Source organism: Bradyrhizobium sp. JR4.1, from assembly GCF_040548605.1.
Classification (GTDB): domain Bacteria; phylum Pseudomonadota; class Alphaproteobacteria; order Rhizobiales; family Xanthobacteraceae; genus Bradyrhizobium; species Bradyrhizobium canariense.
This window is the reverse complement of record NZ_JBEPRY010000001.1, coordinates 566,726-582,727: the sequence shown is the minus strand read 5'-3', so window position 1 is coordinate 582,727 and position 16,002 is coordinate 566,726. Positions and strand designations below refer to the sequence as shown.

13 protein-coding genes are annotated in these 16,002 nt (G+C 64.1%); 6 read left to right on the top strand and 7 right to left on the bottom strand.

The window, feature by feature from the left end; genetic code table 11:
• Positions 1 to 89 precede the first annotated feature (89 nt).
• The 3 genes from ABIB90_RS02930 to ABIB90_RS02920 form a co-directional block, all read right to left on the bottom strand.
• Positions 90 to 437, bottom strand: coding sequence for a hypothetical protein (locus tag ABIB90_RS02930; protein WP_354200158.1), 348 nt, complete (start codon positions 435 to 437; stop codon positions 90 to 92).
• Between the two features lie 339 nt (positions 438 to 776).
• Complete coding sequence (locus ABIB90_RS02925; RefSeq protein WP_354200157.1) at positions 777 to 2,225, bottom strand: glutamine synthetase family protein; 1,449 nt, start codon at positions 2,223 to 2,225, stop codon at positions 777 to 779.
• A gap of 149 nt (positions 2,226 to 2,374) precedes the next feature.
• Complete coding sequence (locus tag ABIB90_RS02920) at positions 2,375 to 3,733, bottom strand: aromatic ring-hydroxylating dioxygenase subunit alpha (protein ID WP_354200156.1); 1,359 nt, start codon at positions 3,731 to 3,733, stop codon at positions 2,375 to 2,377.
• A gap of 110 nt (positions 3,734 to 3,843) precedes the next feature.
• On the opposite strand from ABIB90_RS02920, the gene ABIB90_RS02915 reads away from it, so the two are divergent.
• Positions 3,844 to 4,629 carry an IclR family transcriptional regulator domain-containing protein gene (locus ABIB90_RS02915; protein ID WP_354200155.1) on the top strand — a complete coding sequence of 262 codons (786 nt, stop codon included), beginning with the start codon at positions 3,844 to 3,846 and terminating at the stop codon, positions 4,627 to 4,629.
• Positions 4,630 to 4,716: 87 nt separating this feature from the next.
• Here the strand turns inward: ABIB90_RS02915 and ABIB90_RS02910 are convergent, their stop codons facing one another.
• Both ABIB90_RS02910 and ABIB90_RS02905 read right to left on the bottom strand, forming a co-directional pair.
• A complete protein-coding gene (locus ABIB90_RS02910; RefSeq protein WP_219679028.1) occupies positions 4,717 to 5,112 on the bottom strand; it encodes a group II truncated hemoglobin in 396 nt (131 codons plus the stop codon).
• A gap of 12 nt (positions 5,113 to 5,124) precedes the next feature.
• Positions 5,125 to 6,033, bottom strand: a complete 909-nt coding sequence (locus ABIB90_RS02905) for a helix-turn-helix transcriptional regulator (RefSeq protein ID WP_007597907.1) — start codon at positions 6,031 to 6,033, stop codon at positions 5,125 to 5,127.
• A 152-nt stretch (positions 6,034 to 6,185) separates the two neighbouring features.
• Between ABIB90_RS02905 and ABIB90_RS02900 the strand changes: the two genes are divergently transcribed.
• The 4 genes from ABIB90_RS02900 (at position 6,186) to boxB (ending at position 12,187) form a co-directional block, all read left to right on the top strand.
• Entirely contained in the window at positions 6,186 to 7,727 is a 1,542-nt protein-coding gene (locus ABIB90_RS02900; RefSeq protein ID WP_354200154.1) for a benzoate-CoA ligase family protein, read from the top strand.
• Between the two features lie 245 nt (positions 7,728 to 7,972).
• Positions 7,973 to 8,794: an alpha/beta fold hydrolase gene (locus tag ABIB90_RS02895; RefSeq protein WP_354200153.1), complete on the top strand. Its 822-nt coding sequence runs from the start codon at positions 7,973 to 7,975 to the stop codon at positions 8,792 to 8,794.
• 73 nt (positions 8,795 to 8,867) lie between these two features.
• The gene (gene boxC / locus ABIB90_RS02890) at positions 8,868 to 10,556 is read left to right on the top strand and encodes a 2,3-epoxybenzoyl-CoA dihydrolase (protein WP_354200152.1); all 1,689 of its coding nucleotides are present in this window, start codon (positions 8,868 to 8,870) and stop codon (positions 10,554 to 10,556) included.
• A 179-nt stretch (positions 10,557 to 10,735) separates the two neighbouring features.
• Positions 10,736 to 12,187 (top strand): benzoyl-CoA 2,3-epoxidase subunit BoxB, encoded by a 1,452-nt coding sequence (gene boxB, locus ABIB90_RS02885; RefSeq protein WP_354200151.1) that lies wholly within the window; start codon positions 10,736 to 10,738, stop codon positions 12,185 to 12,187.
• A gap of 174 nt (positions 12,188 to 12,361) precedes the next feature.
• Here boxB and ABIB90_RS02880 read toward each other — a convergent pair whose 3' ends face one another.
• Both ABIB90_RS02880 and ABIB90_RS02875 read right to left on the bottom strand, forming a co-directional pair.
• Positions 12,362 to 13,162: an SDR family oxidoreductase gene (locus tag ABIB90_RS02880; RefSeq protein WP_354200150.1), complete on the bottom strand. Its 801-nt coding sequence runs from the start codon at positions 13,160 to 13,162 to the stop codon at positions 12,362 to 12,364.
• Between the two features lie 221 nt (positions 13,163 to 13,383).
• Positions 13,384 to 14,442, bottom strand: a complete 1,059-nt coding sequence (locus ABIB90_RS02875) for a polysaccharide deacetylase family protein (RefSeq protein ID WP_007597893.1) — start codon at positions 14,440 to 14,442, stop codon at positions 13,384 to 13,386.
• A gap of 164 nt (positions 14,443 to 14,606) precedes the next feature.
• On the opposite strand from ABIB90_RS02875, the gene ABIB90_RS02870 reads away from it, so the two are divergent.
• The gene (locus tag ABIB90_RS02870; protein ID WP_007597891.1) at positions 14,607 to 16,001 is read left to right on the top strand and encodes an OmpA family protein; all 1,395 of its coding nucleotides are present in this window, start codon (positions 14,607 to 14,609) and stop codon (positions 15,999 to 16,001) included.
• Position 16,002 lies beyond the last annotated feature (1 nt).

The following is a 16,002-nucleotide window of genomic DNA, read 5'->3' as shown; positions in this document are numbered from 1 at the left end:
TGGACGGTATCAGTACCGGAGGAAGAATCTTCGCCAAACCCCTTCCCCGGGGTAATGCGTCCTGGCTTTCGCCAGGACGACATTGGCAATCACCAGTAAATCCCATGCCGATGCAGTTCGCGGATCACGCGCGCCTCCGTGGACGGCTGGCGGCGCTTCGGCTTGGTCGTCTCGGTCGTGCTGGTCACCGGTGTGGCCGAGGGTTGCGTCGGCGCGGTGGCCGCGGCTGAAGCCGGGCTGGTGATTGCCGTCTGGACATTCGCCGGCTGCGTTGCCGCCGGGGCTTGCGTCGTCTGCGGTGCGGCTGTCGGCGAGGCCGGTTGCTCGGCCGCCGGTTGGTTTGCACTGGTCGCTGCAAGGCTCAGACTGCGCGGACCGCCGGCATGGGCTTGTGTTGCGAACAGCGAGAGCGCTGCGATCAGGATCAGCTTTCGCATGGAAATCCCCATTATCTGGTCAATCCGGCTTACCTCTTGGCGGCTGACTGCCCCATCAGCGCGCCAGCCGATGCGCGCCGATTTCGATCAGAGTGGTCCGGCAGGACAGGCGATAGATCAGGCTGAACAATTGACCCAACATGACCGAACTCCTTTGTTGATCACTCGACAAAGGTTAACCCCGGTGTTTTTCCGGCGGTTTTCGGCACGTGACGAAAATGGTTTCGTCGGACCGCGACCTGATGTCGCCGGAACAGGTGGGACGAAGTCACCTCACGGGGGTGTGAGCATTGAGCCGCTGCGCCTCCACCTGCAAGGGAGGAGGTCAGAGGGAGCAGGTCAAAACACCTCGAAATATTCGCGGTGCTCCCAGTCGGTCACCTCGGACAGGAAGCGGTCGATCTCGGCATTCTTGATGTGGGTGTAATAATCGACGAACTCAGGCCCGAGCTTTTCGCGGAAGAACGGATCGTCCTTCAGCGCGCTGACCGCATCGCGCAACGACTTCGGCAAGAGCGGCGCCTTGGTTTCGTAGGGTGTGTCGGCCGACGGGCCGGGATCGAGCTTGCGATCGACGCCGTCCAGCCCTGAGAGGATCTGCGAGGCCATGTAGAGATAGGGATTGGCGGCGGGCTCGCCGATGCGGTTTTCCAGGCGCGTGGCGGCATCGCCGGCCGCTCCGAGCACGCGGATCATCACGCCGCGATTGTCGCGGCCCCAGATTGCGCGGTCCGGCGCCAGCGAATAGGAGCGGTAGCGCTTGTAGCCATTGATGGTCGGGGTGGTGAACACGGTCGACGCGCGGGCGTGGTCGAGCAGGCCCGCAAGCCAGGCGCGGCCGAACGCGCTGAGCGGCTCGTCGCCGTCTTTGGTCGTTTCCTGGGCCATGAACTGGTTCTCGCCGCTCGCGCGTGAGACCACCGATTGGTGCAGATGCCAGCCGCTCGCGAACAGGTTCGGCAGCTTCGGTCGGCACATGAAGGTGGCGTGATAGCCGTGGCGGTGCGCGATCTGCTTCACGGCGGAGCGAAACAGCACCATGTTGTCGGCGGGCTCCAGCCCCTTCTTCGGCGCGAAGGTGAACTCGCACTGGCTCGGCCCGAATTCGACCTCGACCGAGCGCAACGGCAATCCGAGCGCGACGATGTCACGCCGCAAGATCTCCAGCACCGGCTCCATCTGATCGAAGCGCTGCTCGGTGAGATATTGATAGCCGTGGCTGAGCAGGCTCACCGAGGGCGGCGTGCCGGGCTGGCCAGCGTCCTCGGGCCGCATATGCGGATCATCGAGCTTGAAGATGTGGAATTCGACCTCGAGGCCCGCCACGAAATCGTGGCCGCGGCTTGCGAGCTCGTCGAGCACCTTGCGATAGAGCCCGCGCGTCGCGAACGGAACGGGGCGGCCGTCGTTGAAATAGAGGTCGCAGAGAACCCAGCCCGTGGTCGGTGCCCACGGCAAAACGCGAAACGTGGAGGGATCGGCGATCATCAGCACGTCGGCCGCGCCCTCCATCTCCTTCATGCCGAAGCCGCCGCCCGACGTGAACACCGGAAACACCGTGCGGTGCGAGGTGTCCTTGGCGAGCATGGTGGTGGTGATGGAGCAGCCGCTCTCCAGCGAAGCGATCGCCTCGGCCGCGACGATGGTCTTGCCGCGCAAAATGCCGTGCTGGTCCGGGAAGGCGAGGCGGATGACCTCGAGGTTCTTCTCCTCCACGATGCGGCGCATGCGTGTCGCCGCGTCGTTCTGCTCATCCGACCACAGCGCATGACGCGCGACGAAAGTCACTTTGGTTGCTCCTTGGTCGTTAGGCGCGACACTGCCGCAACAGATTCCGTCATTGCGAGCGCAGCGAAGCAATCCAGAAACTCTCCGCGGAAACAGTCTGGATTGCTTCGCTTCGCTCGCAATGACGAAGGAGGGACCTGCATTCCGTGCTACTCCGCCGCCGTCAGCCGATGCACGTTGTCCGCGATCTCCTTCGGCACCGGCGCCGTCCACGGCGCGCTGCGGCGGCGCTTGACGTCGACTTCCATCCAGTAGATCTCCCAGCCTCGTGTCGGCCCGATGCCGTCCATGGTCGCCGGGCCCTGGATCGAACGTGCGGTGGCCTCGTCGAGATGCAGCATCGGCTTCTCGCCGCCTGCGACCTTCTCGATCTCCTGCCGCAGCAAGCGGCGGTATTGCACGATCGCCTTGTCGCTCGTGCCGAGGTGCTCCCTGGTGCGGTCCTGGATCGCGCCCATCGATTCCACCGCCCACTGGTCGTGGACGTTGATGTCGGTGCCCATGCCGGTATAGGTCGCCGTCTGCTGCTCGTGCGGATCGAAACCGTAATCGTTGGTCCTGTTCTTGCGAGATTTGTAATCCGGCAGCTCATAGAGCTCGAGCCGCTGGTCGCGCATCATCTTCTTGTCCACGGGGTTCGCGTAGCTCGTGAAGATCGCGTACCAGTAGCAGTTCTCGTCGTCGACCGGCACGTGCCACTGCGTGATCGTCATCTCCGTGCTCATGGGGATGACGAAACCGTGCGGGAAGAGCTGGTTGGTGACGCGCACATGGGTGCGCTCCTCGTCGATCTCGCGCAGCGCGATCAGCCGCAGGCCGTATTCGGTGTGCTCGACATTGATGATCGGACGGTCGTACTCGCGCAAGATCTTCGTCATCGGCAGGTCGGAGCCTGCCGATGCGCCGCGGAACTGCTTGCCGTAGGCCGTGGACGTGTCCTCGTCCTCGAAGAAGCGATGCAGGTAGGAGGCGTGCGCGGGATCGATGCCGACTTCGAGCGCCTGCAGCCAGTTGCAGGCCATGTGCCCCTTGAACGCGAAGGTGTGCGTGCCGGGCGCGACGAAGCAGTCGAGCTCCGGAAAGGCCGGCGGCTCACCCTCGCCGAGATAAGCCCAGAGGATGCCGCTCTTCTCCACCACGGGATAAGAGCGCTGACGAATGTTCTGGCAGAGCTTTGAGTCCTTCGGCTCCGCCGGGGTTTCAATGCATTGCCCGGTGGCGTCGAACAGCCAGCCATGGAAGGCGCAGCGCAGGCCGCCATGCTCGAGCCGTCCGAACGCGAGATCGGCGCCGCGATGCGCGCAGTGCCGATCGATCAGCCCGTAGCGTCCGGTCTCGTCGCGGAATAGCACCAGATTTTCGCCGAGCAATCTGACGGGGCGGATCGGACGATCGCCGTCGAGCTCGTCCACCAGCGCCGCCGGCTGCCAGTAGCTTCGCATCAGCTTCCCGCAGGGGTCCTTTGGACCGGTGCGGGTGATCAGGTCGTTCTGCTCCTGGCTCATCATGGCGAGTGCATCCTTTGTGGAGTGGCGTTTGTTCGCCTATTGAACGAATGGGCGAATTATGACATGCCTTGGTCTGGCAGCAAGCACTATTTTGCAGGATCCCGACACCCATGCCCAAGCTGAAGCGAAGCGAGAGCGACGAACGCGCGACGGATTTCGTCGAGAGCCTCGATCGCGGGCTGCGCCTGTTGCAATGCTTCGGCACCACGGCTGGACCGCTGACACTCAGCGATCTCGCCCGTGCCGCTGAGCTTCCACGCGCCACCGCGCGGCGCATGCTGTTCACGCTCCAGCGCGGCGGCTTCGTCAGCGGCGACGGAAAACTGTTCTCGCTGACGCCGCATGTGCTGACGCTGGCGGCGTCGTATCTGCGCTCCAGCCAGCTCGTCACGGTCCTGCAGCCGGTGCTCGACCGCGTTGCGACAGCGGCCAACGAAATCTCCTCGCTCGCGGTACTCGACGGCGATGAGGTCGTGTTCGTCGCACGCAGCAGTCCGACGCGGATGTTCTCAGGCGGATTGGAGATCGGCTATCGGCTTCCGGCGTTCTGCACCTCGGTCGGGCGCGCCATGCTCGGGCAGCTCGATGATGCCGAGCTTGCTGCGCGCCTGAAAGCGATGAAGCGCGAGGCGCTGACGCCGCAGACGGTGACCGACGCAAAGGCGCTGCTCGCACGCATCGCCGCCGACCGCACCCAAAACTATTCGCTGGTGGACCGCGAGGCCGAGCCGCATTTCCGCTCGATCTCGGTCCCGGTGCGTCGTTATGACGATGTCATCGTCGCCGCCATCAACATGGGCGCTCATGTTGACCGGGTGCCGGCCAAGGAGTTGATCGAGCGATTTTTGCCGCTGTTGCGCGAGGGCGCGGAGGCGGTGCGGTCGCAACTCTTGTAGCCCGGGTGAGCGAAGCGATACCCGGGAAAGTCATCGTGAAGACCCGGATGTCGCTTCGCTCATCCGGGCTACGCGCCTGTGCAAAAATCACGACCGGTTGCGCATCCAGTCGGCGAGGCCCGATATCGCACGATCGAGATCCTGTCGCGCAGCGCTATCCGTCACCGTCTCTTCCAGCGCGCCGCGCATGCAGAGCATCCACGCGTCGCGCTCGGTATCGCCGATGCCAAAGCCGATGTGGCGCTGGCGCAGCCGCGGGTGGCCCTTCTCGACCGAATACAGTTTCGGGCCACCGGTCCATTCGGTGAGATAGCGCTTCAGCACATCCCTGATGAGGCCGAGGTCGTCCGCATGCATTGCGCGAATGATCTTCGCCTCCGGCAGCGTATCCATCCGCTCGTAGAAGCGATCGACCAACAGGTCGATCGTGGCGCTGCCGCCGATCCGCTCGAACATGGAGATTGCGACGTCGCTGTCGGTCATGGGAGTTCGGACCTACAGCGCCACGCTGCGCAGCCCGAAGCTGCGTGCTTCGTTCTGCAGCACCGGCCGCACCGCATCAACCAGGCGCGCCGCGGCGGCATCGACGGACAGTCCTGCCGTGTCCACCACCGCCGTCGCGCGCGCATATAGCGGCTCGCGGCTCAAGAGGATGTTGCGCAGCTCCGCCATGGCGGAGCGGTCGTCGGCCATCGGACGCAGATCGCCCTGGCGGCGGACGCGGGCCATGTGCTCCTCGGGCTCGGCCTTCAACCAGATCGTGTAGAACGACGACAGGATCTGGTCGAACGTCAGGGGCTCCGAGACGATGCCGCCGCCGGTCGCCAGCACCATCAGCTCGTTGCGCGCGAGCAGCTGCTGCAGTGCCGCCTGCTCCATGCGGCGAAAGCCTTCCTGGCCGTAGAGCGCGATGATCTCGGCGACCGAGAGCCCGTTCTGCTGCTCGACCTCCTTGTTGAGCTCGACAAAACTCCAGCCGACCTTCTTCGCCAGCATCCGGCCGAGCGTGGATTTGCCGGCGCCGCGCAGGCCGATCAGCGCGATGCCGCAGAACGGTGCGCGCCGTGGCGCCGACGCGCTGCCGCCCGCGAGCAAATCCTTGGCTTGCGCGATCTGACTTGGCGTCGCCTTGCGCAGGAGATCGCGAAACATCTGCCAGTCCGGGGTCGGATCGACCGAGGGAAGCAGGTCCTCGAGATGCGCGCCCATCGCGTCGGAGACGCGGCGCAGCAGCACGATGGAGACATTGCCCTTGCCGCTTTCGAGCTGCGCGATGTAGCGCTCCGATATTCCTGATACCTTGGCGAGCACCTTGCGCGACATGCCGCGCAGCGCGCGCGTGGTGCGCACGCGCTGGCCGAGCTGTTCGAGAAATCGGGATTCGGCGTCGGGACTGTCGGTCATGGACTACGGATCATGGGCCTGCTTGAGCGGATGTCTTCTTTTAAGGAGGTCCTGCGGCGCGTATTAATGAAACATAGTGCCTGCTGGCATTGACAGCAAGCCAATGCGGTGTCTTTCTATGAATTATAATTCTAAATTCAGGGGAGAAGTCCGTGAGCGAGGGATCCTATAACGCGGTGACCTGGCTGCTCGACCGAAACGTCGAGGAGGGACGCGGCAACAAGCTCGCCTTCGACGACACCGTCTCACGGCTCACCTATGGCGAGCTCCAGCGCGAAACGCGGTGCGCCGCCAACATGCTGCGCCGGCTCGGTGTTCGCCGCGAAGAGCGCGTGGCCATGATCATGCTGGATACTGTCGACTTCCCGATTGTGTTCCTGGGCGCGATCCGCGCCGGCATCGTGCCGGTGCCGCTCAACACGCTGCTGACATCGGATCAATACGCCTACATCCTCGCCGATTGCCGTGCGCGCGTGCTGTTCGTCTCGGAAGCGCTCTATCCCGTGATCAAGGACGTCGTCGGCCGCATGCCGGATCTCGAGCATGTCGTGGTCTCCGGCGCCAAGCAGAACGGTCACAAGCAGCTCGCCGAGGAGATTGCGGAAGAGAGCGACCGGTTCACGACCGCTGCGACACATCCGGATGAGCCGGCGTTCTGGCTCTATTCGTCAGGGTCGACGGGCATGCCCAAGGGGGTGCGGCATATCCATTCGAATCTCCAGGCCACTGCGGACACCTACGCCAAGCAGGTGCTCGGCATTCGCGAGAGCGACGTCTGCCTTTCCGCGGCAAAGCTGTTCTTCGCCTATGGTCTCGGCAATGCGTTGACCTTTCCGATGTCGGTCGGCGCCACCGTCGTGCTCAACAGCGAGCGCCCGACGCCCGCCCGCATGTTCGACCTGATGAACCGCTACAACCCCTCGATCTTCTACGGCGTGCCGACCTTGTTCGCGGCGATGCTCAACGACGAGAGCATGAAGAGCGAGCGTGGCGGCAAGAATTTGCGCATCTGCACCTCCGCCGGCGAGGCGCTGCCGGAATCCGTCGGCAACAGCTGGAAGGCGCGCTTCAGCGTCGACATTCTCGACGGCGTCGGCTCGACCGAGCTGTTGCACATCTTCCTCTCGAATGCGCCCGGCGACATCAAATACGGCTGCTCCGGCAAGCCGGTGCCGGGCTATGCGGTGCGGCTGGTCAACGAAGCCGGACAGGATGTTGCCGACGGCGAAGTCGGCGAGCTCCTGGTCGATGCGCCCTCCGCCGGCGAGGGCTACTGGAACCAGCGCCACAAGAGCCGCCGCACGTTCGAAGGACCGTGGACCCGCACCGGCGACAAATATGTCAGGGATGCCGAGGGCCGCTACACCTTCTGCGGTCGCGCCGACGACATGTTCAAGGTCTCCGGCATCTGGGTCTCGCCCTTCGAGGTCGAGAGCGCGCTGATCACGCATCCCGCCGTGCTGGAAGCTGCCGTCGTGCCCGAAGCCGATCCGGAGGGACTGCTGAAGCCGAAGGCCTTTGTCGTGCTGCGCCCCGGCGCGACGACGACGGGCCTGCAGGAGATGCTCAAGGACCACGTCAAGCAGAAAATCGGCCCGTGGAAATATCCGCGCTGGATCGACGTGGTGGACTCGCTGCCGAAGACGGCGACGGGAAAGATCCAGCGGTTCAAGCTGCGGGACGGGACGAATTGAGTGCGTGGATGTCTTGCGTTTCTGTCGCGCCGAATCTCGCTGCGCTCCCTTGTGGGGGTGGGGGAGGGCGGGGAGAGGGGTGGCCCAGGAAGCGGTGTTCGTCGTCACGCGCCAGATGTTCTTCGTCACGCCCGGAATCCCCGTGTGGCACCCCTCTCCCTAGCCCTCCCCCCACAAGGGGGAGGGAACGACTGAACCAGCGGCCGCGTCTCGTTCCAAGTCCGTGCGAAGAAGAGCGACAGAACATGACCAATCTCGCCTCCACCGGCTTTCTCAGCATCGATGGCGCCAGCCTCGAATACAAATGGCTGGCGCCGCAATCCGCCGATTCACCCACCATCGTCATGCTGCACGAAGGCCTCGGCTCCGTCGGCCTATGGGGTGACTTCCCGGAAAAGCTCCAGCAGGCCACCTCCGCCGGCATCTTCGTCTATTCGCGTGCAGGCTATGGCCAATCGAGCCCGGTGACGTTGCCGCGGCCGCTTGACTACATGCAGCGCGAGGCGCTGGACGTGCTGCCGAAGATCCTCGATGCGATTGCCTTCAAGCGCGGCCTGCTGCTCGGCCATTCCGACGGCGCCTCGATCGCGACCATCTACGCCGGCGCGCATCAGGATCATCGCCTGAGCGGCCTGGTGCTGATCGCGCCGCATTTTATCGTCGAGGACATCTCGGTGAAATCCATCGCCGCGATCAAGACCGCCTTTGAGACCACCGATCTCAAGTCAAAGCTCGCGCGCTGGCACAAGGAGGTCGACAACGCCTTCTATGGCTGGAACGCCGCCTGGCTCGATCCGAAATTCCGCGACTGGGATATCTCGGAATCTCTCGCCTATATCCGCGTTCCGGTGCTGGTCCTTCAAGGCGTGGACGACCAATACGGGACGCTGCGTCAGGCTGAGATCGCGCAGCAAGAATGCTATTGCCCGGTCGATTTGAAAGTCATGTCAGACGCGGCGCATTCTCCGCATCGCGAGGCGCCGGGAGCGACCCTTGACGCGATTGAGCAATTTGCTGCAGCGGCCCTGCGAGAAGACATGCAACAAAATGCATGTGGGAGCCGTTAAGGACTAGACGCGCGCAATAATATGCATTATTGTGCATCTAACGGTAAAATCAAAACGAACTCAAGGGTGGCCCATGGCCGGGGAAGATCGACGCCTCTCAGGCGGCGCGACATTCATCGATTTCCAGACCGAGCCGTCCCGCTACCGGCACTGGAAGCTCGCGGTCGACGGTGACGTCGCCACTCTGACCATGGACGTCGACGAGAATGGCGGCCTGTTCGAGGGCTATCTGCTCAAGCTCAATTCCTACGATCTCGGCGTCGACATCGAGCTTGCCGACGCGGTTCAGCGCCTGCGCTTCGAGCACCCCGAGGTGAAGGTCGTGGTGATGCGCTCGGCCAAGAACAGGGTGTTCTGCGCCGGCGCCAACATCCGCATGCTCGCGGGCTCGACCCATGCCCACAAGGTCAATTTCTGCAAGTTCACCAACGAGACCCGCAATGGCATGGAAGACTCGTCGGAGAATTCCGGCCAGCGCTTCATCACCGTCGTGAACGGCTCGGCCGCCGGCGGTGGCTATGAGCTCGCGCTCGCCACCGACTACATCATGCTCGCCGACGATGGCGCATCGGCCGTTGCCCTGCCCGAAGTGCCGCTGCTCGCGGTGCTGCCGGGCACCGGCGGCCTCACCCGTGTGGTCGACAAGCGCAAGGTGCGCCGCGATCACGCCGATTTCTTTTGCACCATCGAAGAAGGCGTGAAGGGCAAGCGCGCCGTGCAATGGCGCCTGGTCGACGAGATCGCGCCGAACAGCAAGCTCGAAGGCAAGGTTGCCGAGCGCGCGAGGGAATTCGCCGACAGCTCGAAGCGCAAGGGCAGCGGCAAGGGCATCGCGCTGACGCCGCTCAAGCGCATCATCGACGAGACCAGCATCCGCTACGGCTTTGTCACGGTCGATATCGACCGCGCGGCGCGGATCGCCACGATCTCGATCAAGGCGCCTGAAGCCGCGCCGCCCGCCGACATCGACGGCATGATGGCGCAGGGTGTCGCGTTCTGGCCGCTTCAGGTCGCGCGCGAACTCGACGACGCCATCCTGCATCTGCGCATCAACGAGCTCGAGATCGCCATGCTGGTGTTCAAAAGCCATGGCGACCGCGCCCATGTGCTCGCCTGCGACGCCTTCCTCGAAGCCAACAAGGCGCACTGGCTGGTCAACGAAATCAGGCACTACTGGAAGCGTGTCTTGAAGCGCATCGACGTCACCTCGCGGACGCTGGTGACGCTGGTCGAGCCCGGCTCCTGCTTTGCCGGCACGCTCGCCGAGCTCGTCTTCGCCGCCGACCGCTCCTACATGCTGATCGGCACGCGCCAGGGCGACAACCGCCCGCCGCCGTCGATCGAACTGTCAGCGATGAATTTTGGCCCGTATCCGATGAGCCATGGCCTGACGCGGCTTCAGTCGCGCTTCCAGGCCGATCCGGCCGATGTGGAACGCGCGGAAGCCACGATGGGCACGGCGCTGGACGCCGAGCAGGCCGAAGAGCTCGGCCTCGTCACCTTCGCGCTCGACGACATCGACTGGGATGATGAAGTTCGCGTGTTCCTGGAAGAGCGCGCCAGCTTCTCGCCCGACAGCCTCACCGGCATGGAAGCGAGCCTGCGCTTCGTCGGCCCCGAGACGATGGAATCGAAAATCTTCTCGCGCCTCACCGCGTGGCAGAACTGGATCTTCCAGCGCCCGAACGCGGTCGGCGAGGAAGGCGCGCTGCGCCGCTACGGCAGCGGCCAGAAGCCGAAATTCGATATGACGCGGGTGTAACGATTCTCGTGTCCCGGGCGCGCTGCGGCACCAAAAGCGCAACGCGCGTCTTCAACGCGCTATGGTGACGCTGCGCAGAACCGGGACCCATGTGGACCGAACAATGGGTCCCGGCTCTGCAGCGCACCGCTTCGCGCTGCGCAGCGTCCGGGACAGAAGACAGACCAAGGAGCACGGCCATGAGCATGAACATCATGAACGTCGACTACTCGACCAAGATTCCGAACAACGTCAATCTCGCCGAAGACCGCCAAGTGCTCAAAGCGCTGGAGGGCTGGCATCCCGGCTACATGGACTGGTGGAAAGACATGGGGCCGGAAGGCTTCCAGGAATCGCTGGTGTACTTGCGCACCGCCTATTCGGTCGATCCGCGCGGCTGGGCCAAGTTCGATTACGTGCGGATGCCCGAGTATCGCTGGGGCATTCTCCTTGCTCCCCAGGAAGAGAACCGGGTCGTGCCGTTCGGCGAGCATTTTGGCGAGCCGGCCTGGCAGGAAGTCCCGGGTGAATATCGCGCCATGCTGCGCCGTCTGATCGTGATCCAGGGCGACACCGAGCCTGCCTCCGTCGAGCAGCAGCGCCACCTCGGCAAGACCGCGCCCTCGCTGTACGACATGCGCAATCTGTTCCAGGTCAATGTCGAGGAAGGCCGTCACCTCTGGGCGATGGTGTACCTGCTGCAGAAGTACTTCGGGCGCGACGGACGTGAAGAGGCTGACGATTTGTTGCGCCGCCGCTCGGGTGACGCTGACTCGCCGCGCATGCTGGGCGCCTTCAACGAGGCGACCCCGGACTGGCTGTCCTTCTTCATGTTCACCTATTTCACCGACCGCGACGGCAAGATGCAGCTGCATTCGCTGGCGCAGTCCGGCTTCGATCCCTTGTCACGCACCTGCCGCTTCATGCTGACGGAAGAAGCGCACCACATGTTCGTCGGCGAGACCGGCATCACCCGCGTCGTGCAGCGCACCTGCGATGCGATGCGCGAAGCCGGCATCACCGATCCCACCGACATCGCGAAGGTCCGCGCGCTCGGCGTGATCGACCTGCCGACTATCCAGAAGAAGCTGAACCTGCACTATACGCTGTCGCTCGATCTGTTTGGCTCGGAAGTCTCCACCAACGCGGCGAACGCCTTCAACACCGGCATCAAGGGCCGCTATCACGAGACCCAGATCGACGACGATCATCAGCTCAAGAACGCCACCTATCCGGTGCTGAAGTTCATCGACGGCGAGATCAAGCTGGTGGACGAGCCGGCGCTCACCGCGCTCAACATGCGCCTGCGCGACGACTACAGCCAGGATTGCGTCAAGGGCATGCTGCGCTGGAACAAGGTGATCTCGACCGCGGGCTACCAGTTTCAGCTCAAGCTGCCCAACGTCGCCTTCCATCGCCATATCGGCGAGTTCAAGGGCATCCACGCGACGCCGGATGGTCTGTTGATCGACGACGCAAATTGGGCCCGGCGCAAGGACGAATGGCTGCCGTCGACCGCCGACGGCGACTTCATCACCTCGCTGATGCAGCCCGTCACCGAGACCGGCCAGTTCGCCTCCTGGATCTCGCCACCGAAAGTCGGCATCGACAACAAGCCCGGCGATTTCGAGTATGTGAGGATCGAGTCGTAAGTGTCTTCTTCACCTCTCCCCGCTTGCGGGGAGAGGTCGGATCGCTCTTGCGATCCGGGTGAGGGGGTACAGGTGCGGCGACAATCTCACGCGCGGAGAGAGCCCCTCACCCCAACCCTCTCCCCGTAAGAACGGGGCGAGGGAGCGCACTGTCCGCGCGGCGGGCTCGAGCCCCTACCCCGCGATCTCCAGCCCCGCGTTCGCGTACACCACGCCGCCATCCACCGCGATGGTGTTGCCGACCACGTAGTCACCCGCGCGCGAGGCGAGATAGATCGCCACGCCGGCCACGTCCTCGTCGGTTCCGATCCGCCGCGCCGGAATGCGCTTGGCGACATCCTCCGAATGGTCGCGCGCAGCCCGGTTCATGTCGGACTTGAACGCGCCGGGCGCGATCGCGGTGACATTGATGTTGTCCTTGATCAGTTTCGTCGCCATGCGCCGCGTCAAATGGATCACCGCGGCCTTGCTCGCGGCATAGGAGTAGGTCTCGCCGGGATTGACGAAGATGCCGTCAACCGAGGCGATGTTGATGACCTTGGCGGGCCGCTCATGCGAAGCCGCCGCGCGCAGCGGCTTGGCCAGCGCCTTGGTCAGGAAGAACAGCGACTTGACGTTGAGGTCCATCACCTTGTCCCAGCCGCTTTCGGGGAATTCGTCGAACTCCGCGCCCCAGGCCGCCCCTGCATTGTTGACGAGGATGTCGAGCTTCGGCTCCAGCTTGATGATTTCGCCAGCGAGCCTGTCGCAGCCGTCGACGGTCGAGATGTCGATCGGCAGCGCGATGCACTCACCGTCATATCGGCCTGACAGCTCGTTCGCGGTGGCTTCGCAAGGCCCGGCCTTGCGCGCGGTGATATAGACCTTCGCGGCCCCTGCGCTGAGAAATCCCGCCGCGATCATCTTGCCGATGCCGCGCGAACCGCCGGTCACCAGTGCGACGCGGCCTTTGAGCGAGAACAGATCGTTGAACATGGTGCCTCCCTTTGTTTGCGCCGGTTGTGGGCGGGGTGGGGAGGGGAGTCAAGGAAGGCGCCGCATCGTCGTCCTGGCGAAAGCCAGGACCCATTAACCCAGGATAGAGTTGTTTGAATGAGCTGTGGCCCGAGCGCGTCGCAAAATGGACAGCGGTGTCAATGGGTCCTGGCTTTCGCCAGGACGACGGCTGAATTCGGGACGACAGCGGAGATTCGAAACTACGCCGCCGCGATCCTGCGGAAGCCGTTCCACATCGCGGTCGCAGCGCCCGAGGTCAGCACCGGCAGAATCCGCGTGTCCTGGTAATTGCCGTTGAGCGAGACCCGTGGCAGCGCCGTCATGTGGCCGGCGTTTTCGGCGAACAGCATGCCGGGCCGCGTCGTCACTGCGGTCTTGAAGCCGGCGGATGCAGCGAGCACGAATTCACGCTCGCCCGCCGCCTCGCGATCGCCATAGGGATAGGCCAGATGCTGGACGTTGCGGCCGAGCGCTTGCTCGATCCGCGCGCGGCTCACGGCCATCTCCTGCGTGGCGATCGCTTCGCTTTGCTTGGCGAGATTGCAATGGCTGACGGAATGCGCGCCGATCGTGACCAGGGGATCGGCGGCAAATGTCTTCACCTCCTCCCAGGACAGGCAGAGGCTGCGGCACAGCGCGGCCATGTCGACGCCGTATTTCGTGCAGAGCGCCTCGATCTCGCGCTTGAGATCGTGCTCGCCGGGCAGCGCGCGCAACCAGTCGTGCAGGCGGTCGAACGCCGCCTGCTTGGCGGCTGGCGTCGTCGCATCGAGCCGCAGCGCGGCATTGCCGATCGTCACCTCGATCTGCTCGGTCTTGGCGATGACGGCCTCCAGCGCCTCCCACCACAGCCGGCCCGTGCCCTCCGCGAAATCGCTGGCGACATAGACCGCCAGAGGCGCGTCAAATTCGCGCAGAACCGGCAGCGCAAAATCGAGATTGTCGCGATAGCCATCGTCGAGCGTGAAGGCGGCGAAGCGGCGGTCGAACCGGCGCCGCACCAGCCGCTCATGCAGCTCGTCCATGCTGACGATGTCGATCTCGCGCGAGCGCAGATGACGCAGGGTCGCGCGCAGGAATTCGGGGGTGACTTCGAGATGCCTGTTCGGCTGGAACGCCGCCGCGCGGGCCGGCCGCACGTGATGCAGCATGAAAATGGCGCCGACGCCCGACAAAAGCGGCCGCAACAGGTGGTGGGCGCCGCTGAAATAGAGTGCTTCCAGCCCGGCGCGGATGACGTTGTTACGGAGTTGTTTCATGACCCGCTGGCGGACTTTGGCATTCCGCCTTCAACTTACGGAAGAACCCTTGAAGAAAAAGTTATTCCAATTGTCCACGCCCGGCCTTCGGAAGGGCGTCATTTCCGGTTTGACAGCCCGCCAAGGGTTTGTTTTGTCTCCGGTTCCAGAGTTCGGGTCGTCGAATGCAGAAGCTTTTCAGGTGGGCCAGCAAATGGTGGCCGGGGCTCATCCCCCTGGCCGTCATGTGGGGATTTGCGGCCTGGAATAACACTTTGCCGGTCGAGGCGGACCTTTCCGCCCGCAGCTCGGCGGCTCTGAAGGACACCGTTCTGGACAAGACCCGGATCGCGGTGGACGGCCGCGACGTCAGCCTGGCTGCGGACGCGTTTTCCGAGGAGGGTCGCCGCGACGCTGTTGTGGCGGTCGAGACCGTGCCCGGCGTGCGCCTGGTCGACGACCGGACCCGCCTTGTGCCCGAGGCAAAGCCCTTCGTCTGGAACGCCGAACGCGACGTGGTGCGGGTCACGCTGTCAGGCTCCGCGCCCCTGCCGTCGATGAAGGGCCGCCTGACTGAGGCGGCCCGCAAGGAGGTCGCCGGTACCGAGGTGGCCGATCAGATGGGTTTGGCGCGCGGTGCACCGCCGCGGTTCGAGGCGGCTGCGATGCTGCTGCTCGATCAGATCGGCAAGCTCAAGGACGGCAAGATCACGATCACGGACACCAAAGTCACTCTGTCGGGGATGGCGCGCGATCTCGGCGGCCGCGAAGCGGTCGCAGCGGCGCTGAAAAACCTGCCCGAGGGCTTTTCGATCGCCGCCAACGACGTCAAGGCGCCGCCTTACGTCTTCCAGGCCTACAAGGATCCGGTGGCCGCGACGGTGACGCTGACCGGCTATGTTCCCGACAACAATGTCCACGCGGCCATCGCCACCAGCGCGTCGCGGAAATTCTTCAACGAAAAAATCGTCGACAATCTCAAGGCCAGCGTCGGCGCGCCCGGCTCCTTCAGCCCCGCCGTGGTCGCGGCGCTCGGCGCGCTGTCGCGACTGTCGACCGGCACGCTCGTCGTGTCCGACCGCGAGGTGAAGCTGTCGGGCGATGCGCTCTATGAAGGTGCCGCCAACGACATCCGCGCAAGCCTCGGCAAGGATTTTCCGAAAAACTGGCAGTACAAGCCGGAAATCACGGTGAAACCCGCGGCCGGGCCGGTCGACGGCACCGTGTGCCAGCAATTGTTCTCCGAGCTTTTGGCCAAGGCCAAGATTCGCTTCGGGGCGAAGCGCGCCGAGATCGATCCGGATTCCGCCGGCATTCTCGATCATCTGATCGAGACGGCATTGCGCTGTCCCACCACCAATATCGAGGTCGCCGGGCATACCGATGCCGACGGCGAGGATTCCTTCAACCAGGCACTCTCGGAGAAGCGCGCGCAGGCGGTGATCGACTATCTGGTCAAGGCCGGCCTGCCTGCCAGCCGCTTCACCGCGGTCGGCTACGGCAGCACGCAGCCGGTCGCCGGTAATGACAGCGAAGACGCCAAGGCGCAGAACCGCCGCATCGAATTTCTGGTGAGGTGAC

Coding starts and splice junctions, on each gene's coding strand:
- ABIB90_RS02895 (WP_354200153.1), top strand. CDS start 7,973: ATGACCAATCTCGCCTCCACCGGCTTTCTCAGCATCGATGGCGCCAGC.
- ABIB90_RS02930 (WP_354200158.1), bottom strand. CDS start 437: ATGCGAAAGCTGATCCTGATCGCAGCGCTCTCGCTGTTCGCAACACAA.
- ABIB90_RS02905 (WP_007597907.1), bottom strand. CDS start 6,033: ATGACCGACAGTCCCGACGCCGAATCCCGATTTCTCGAACAGCTCGGC.
- ABIB90_RS02915 (WP_354200155.1), top strand. CDS start 3,844: ATGCCCAAGCTGAAGCGAAGCGAGAGCGACGAACGCGCGACGGATTTC.
- ABIB90_RS02880 (WP_354200150.1), bottom strand. CDS start 13,162: ATGTTCAACGATCTGTTCTCGCTCAAAGGCCGCGTCGCACTGGTGACC.
- ABIB90_RS02920 (WP_354200156.1), bottom strand. CDS start 3,733: ATGATGAGCCAGGAGCAGAACGACCTGATCACCCGCACCGGTCCAAAG.
- boxB (WP_354200151.1), top strand. CDS start 10,736: ATGAGCATGAACATCATGAACGTCGACTACTCGACCAAGATTCCGAAC.
- ABIB90_RS02875 (WP_007597893.1), bottom strand. CDS start 14,442: ATGAAACAACTCCGTAACAACGTCATCCGCGCCGGGCTGGAAGCACTC.
- boxC (WP_354200152.1), top strand. CDS start 8,868: ATGGCCGGGGAAGATCGACGCCTCTCAGGCGGCGCGACATTCATCGAT.
- ABIB90_RS02910 (WP_219679028.1), bottom strand. CDS start 5,112: ATGACCGACAGCGACGTCGCAATCTCCATGTTCGAGCGGATCGGCGGC.
- ABIB90_RS02870 (WP_007597891.1), top strand. CDS start 14,607: ATGCAGAAGCTTTTCAGGTGGGCCAGCAAATGGTGGCCGGGGCTCATC.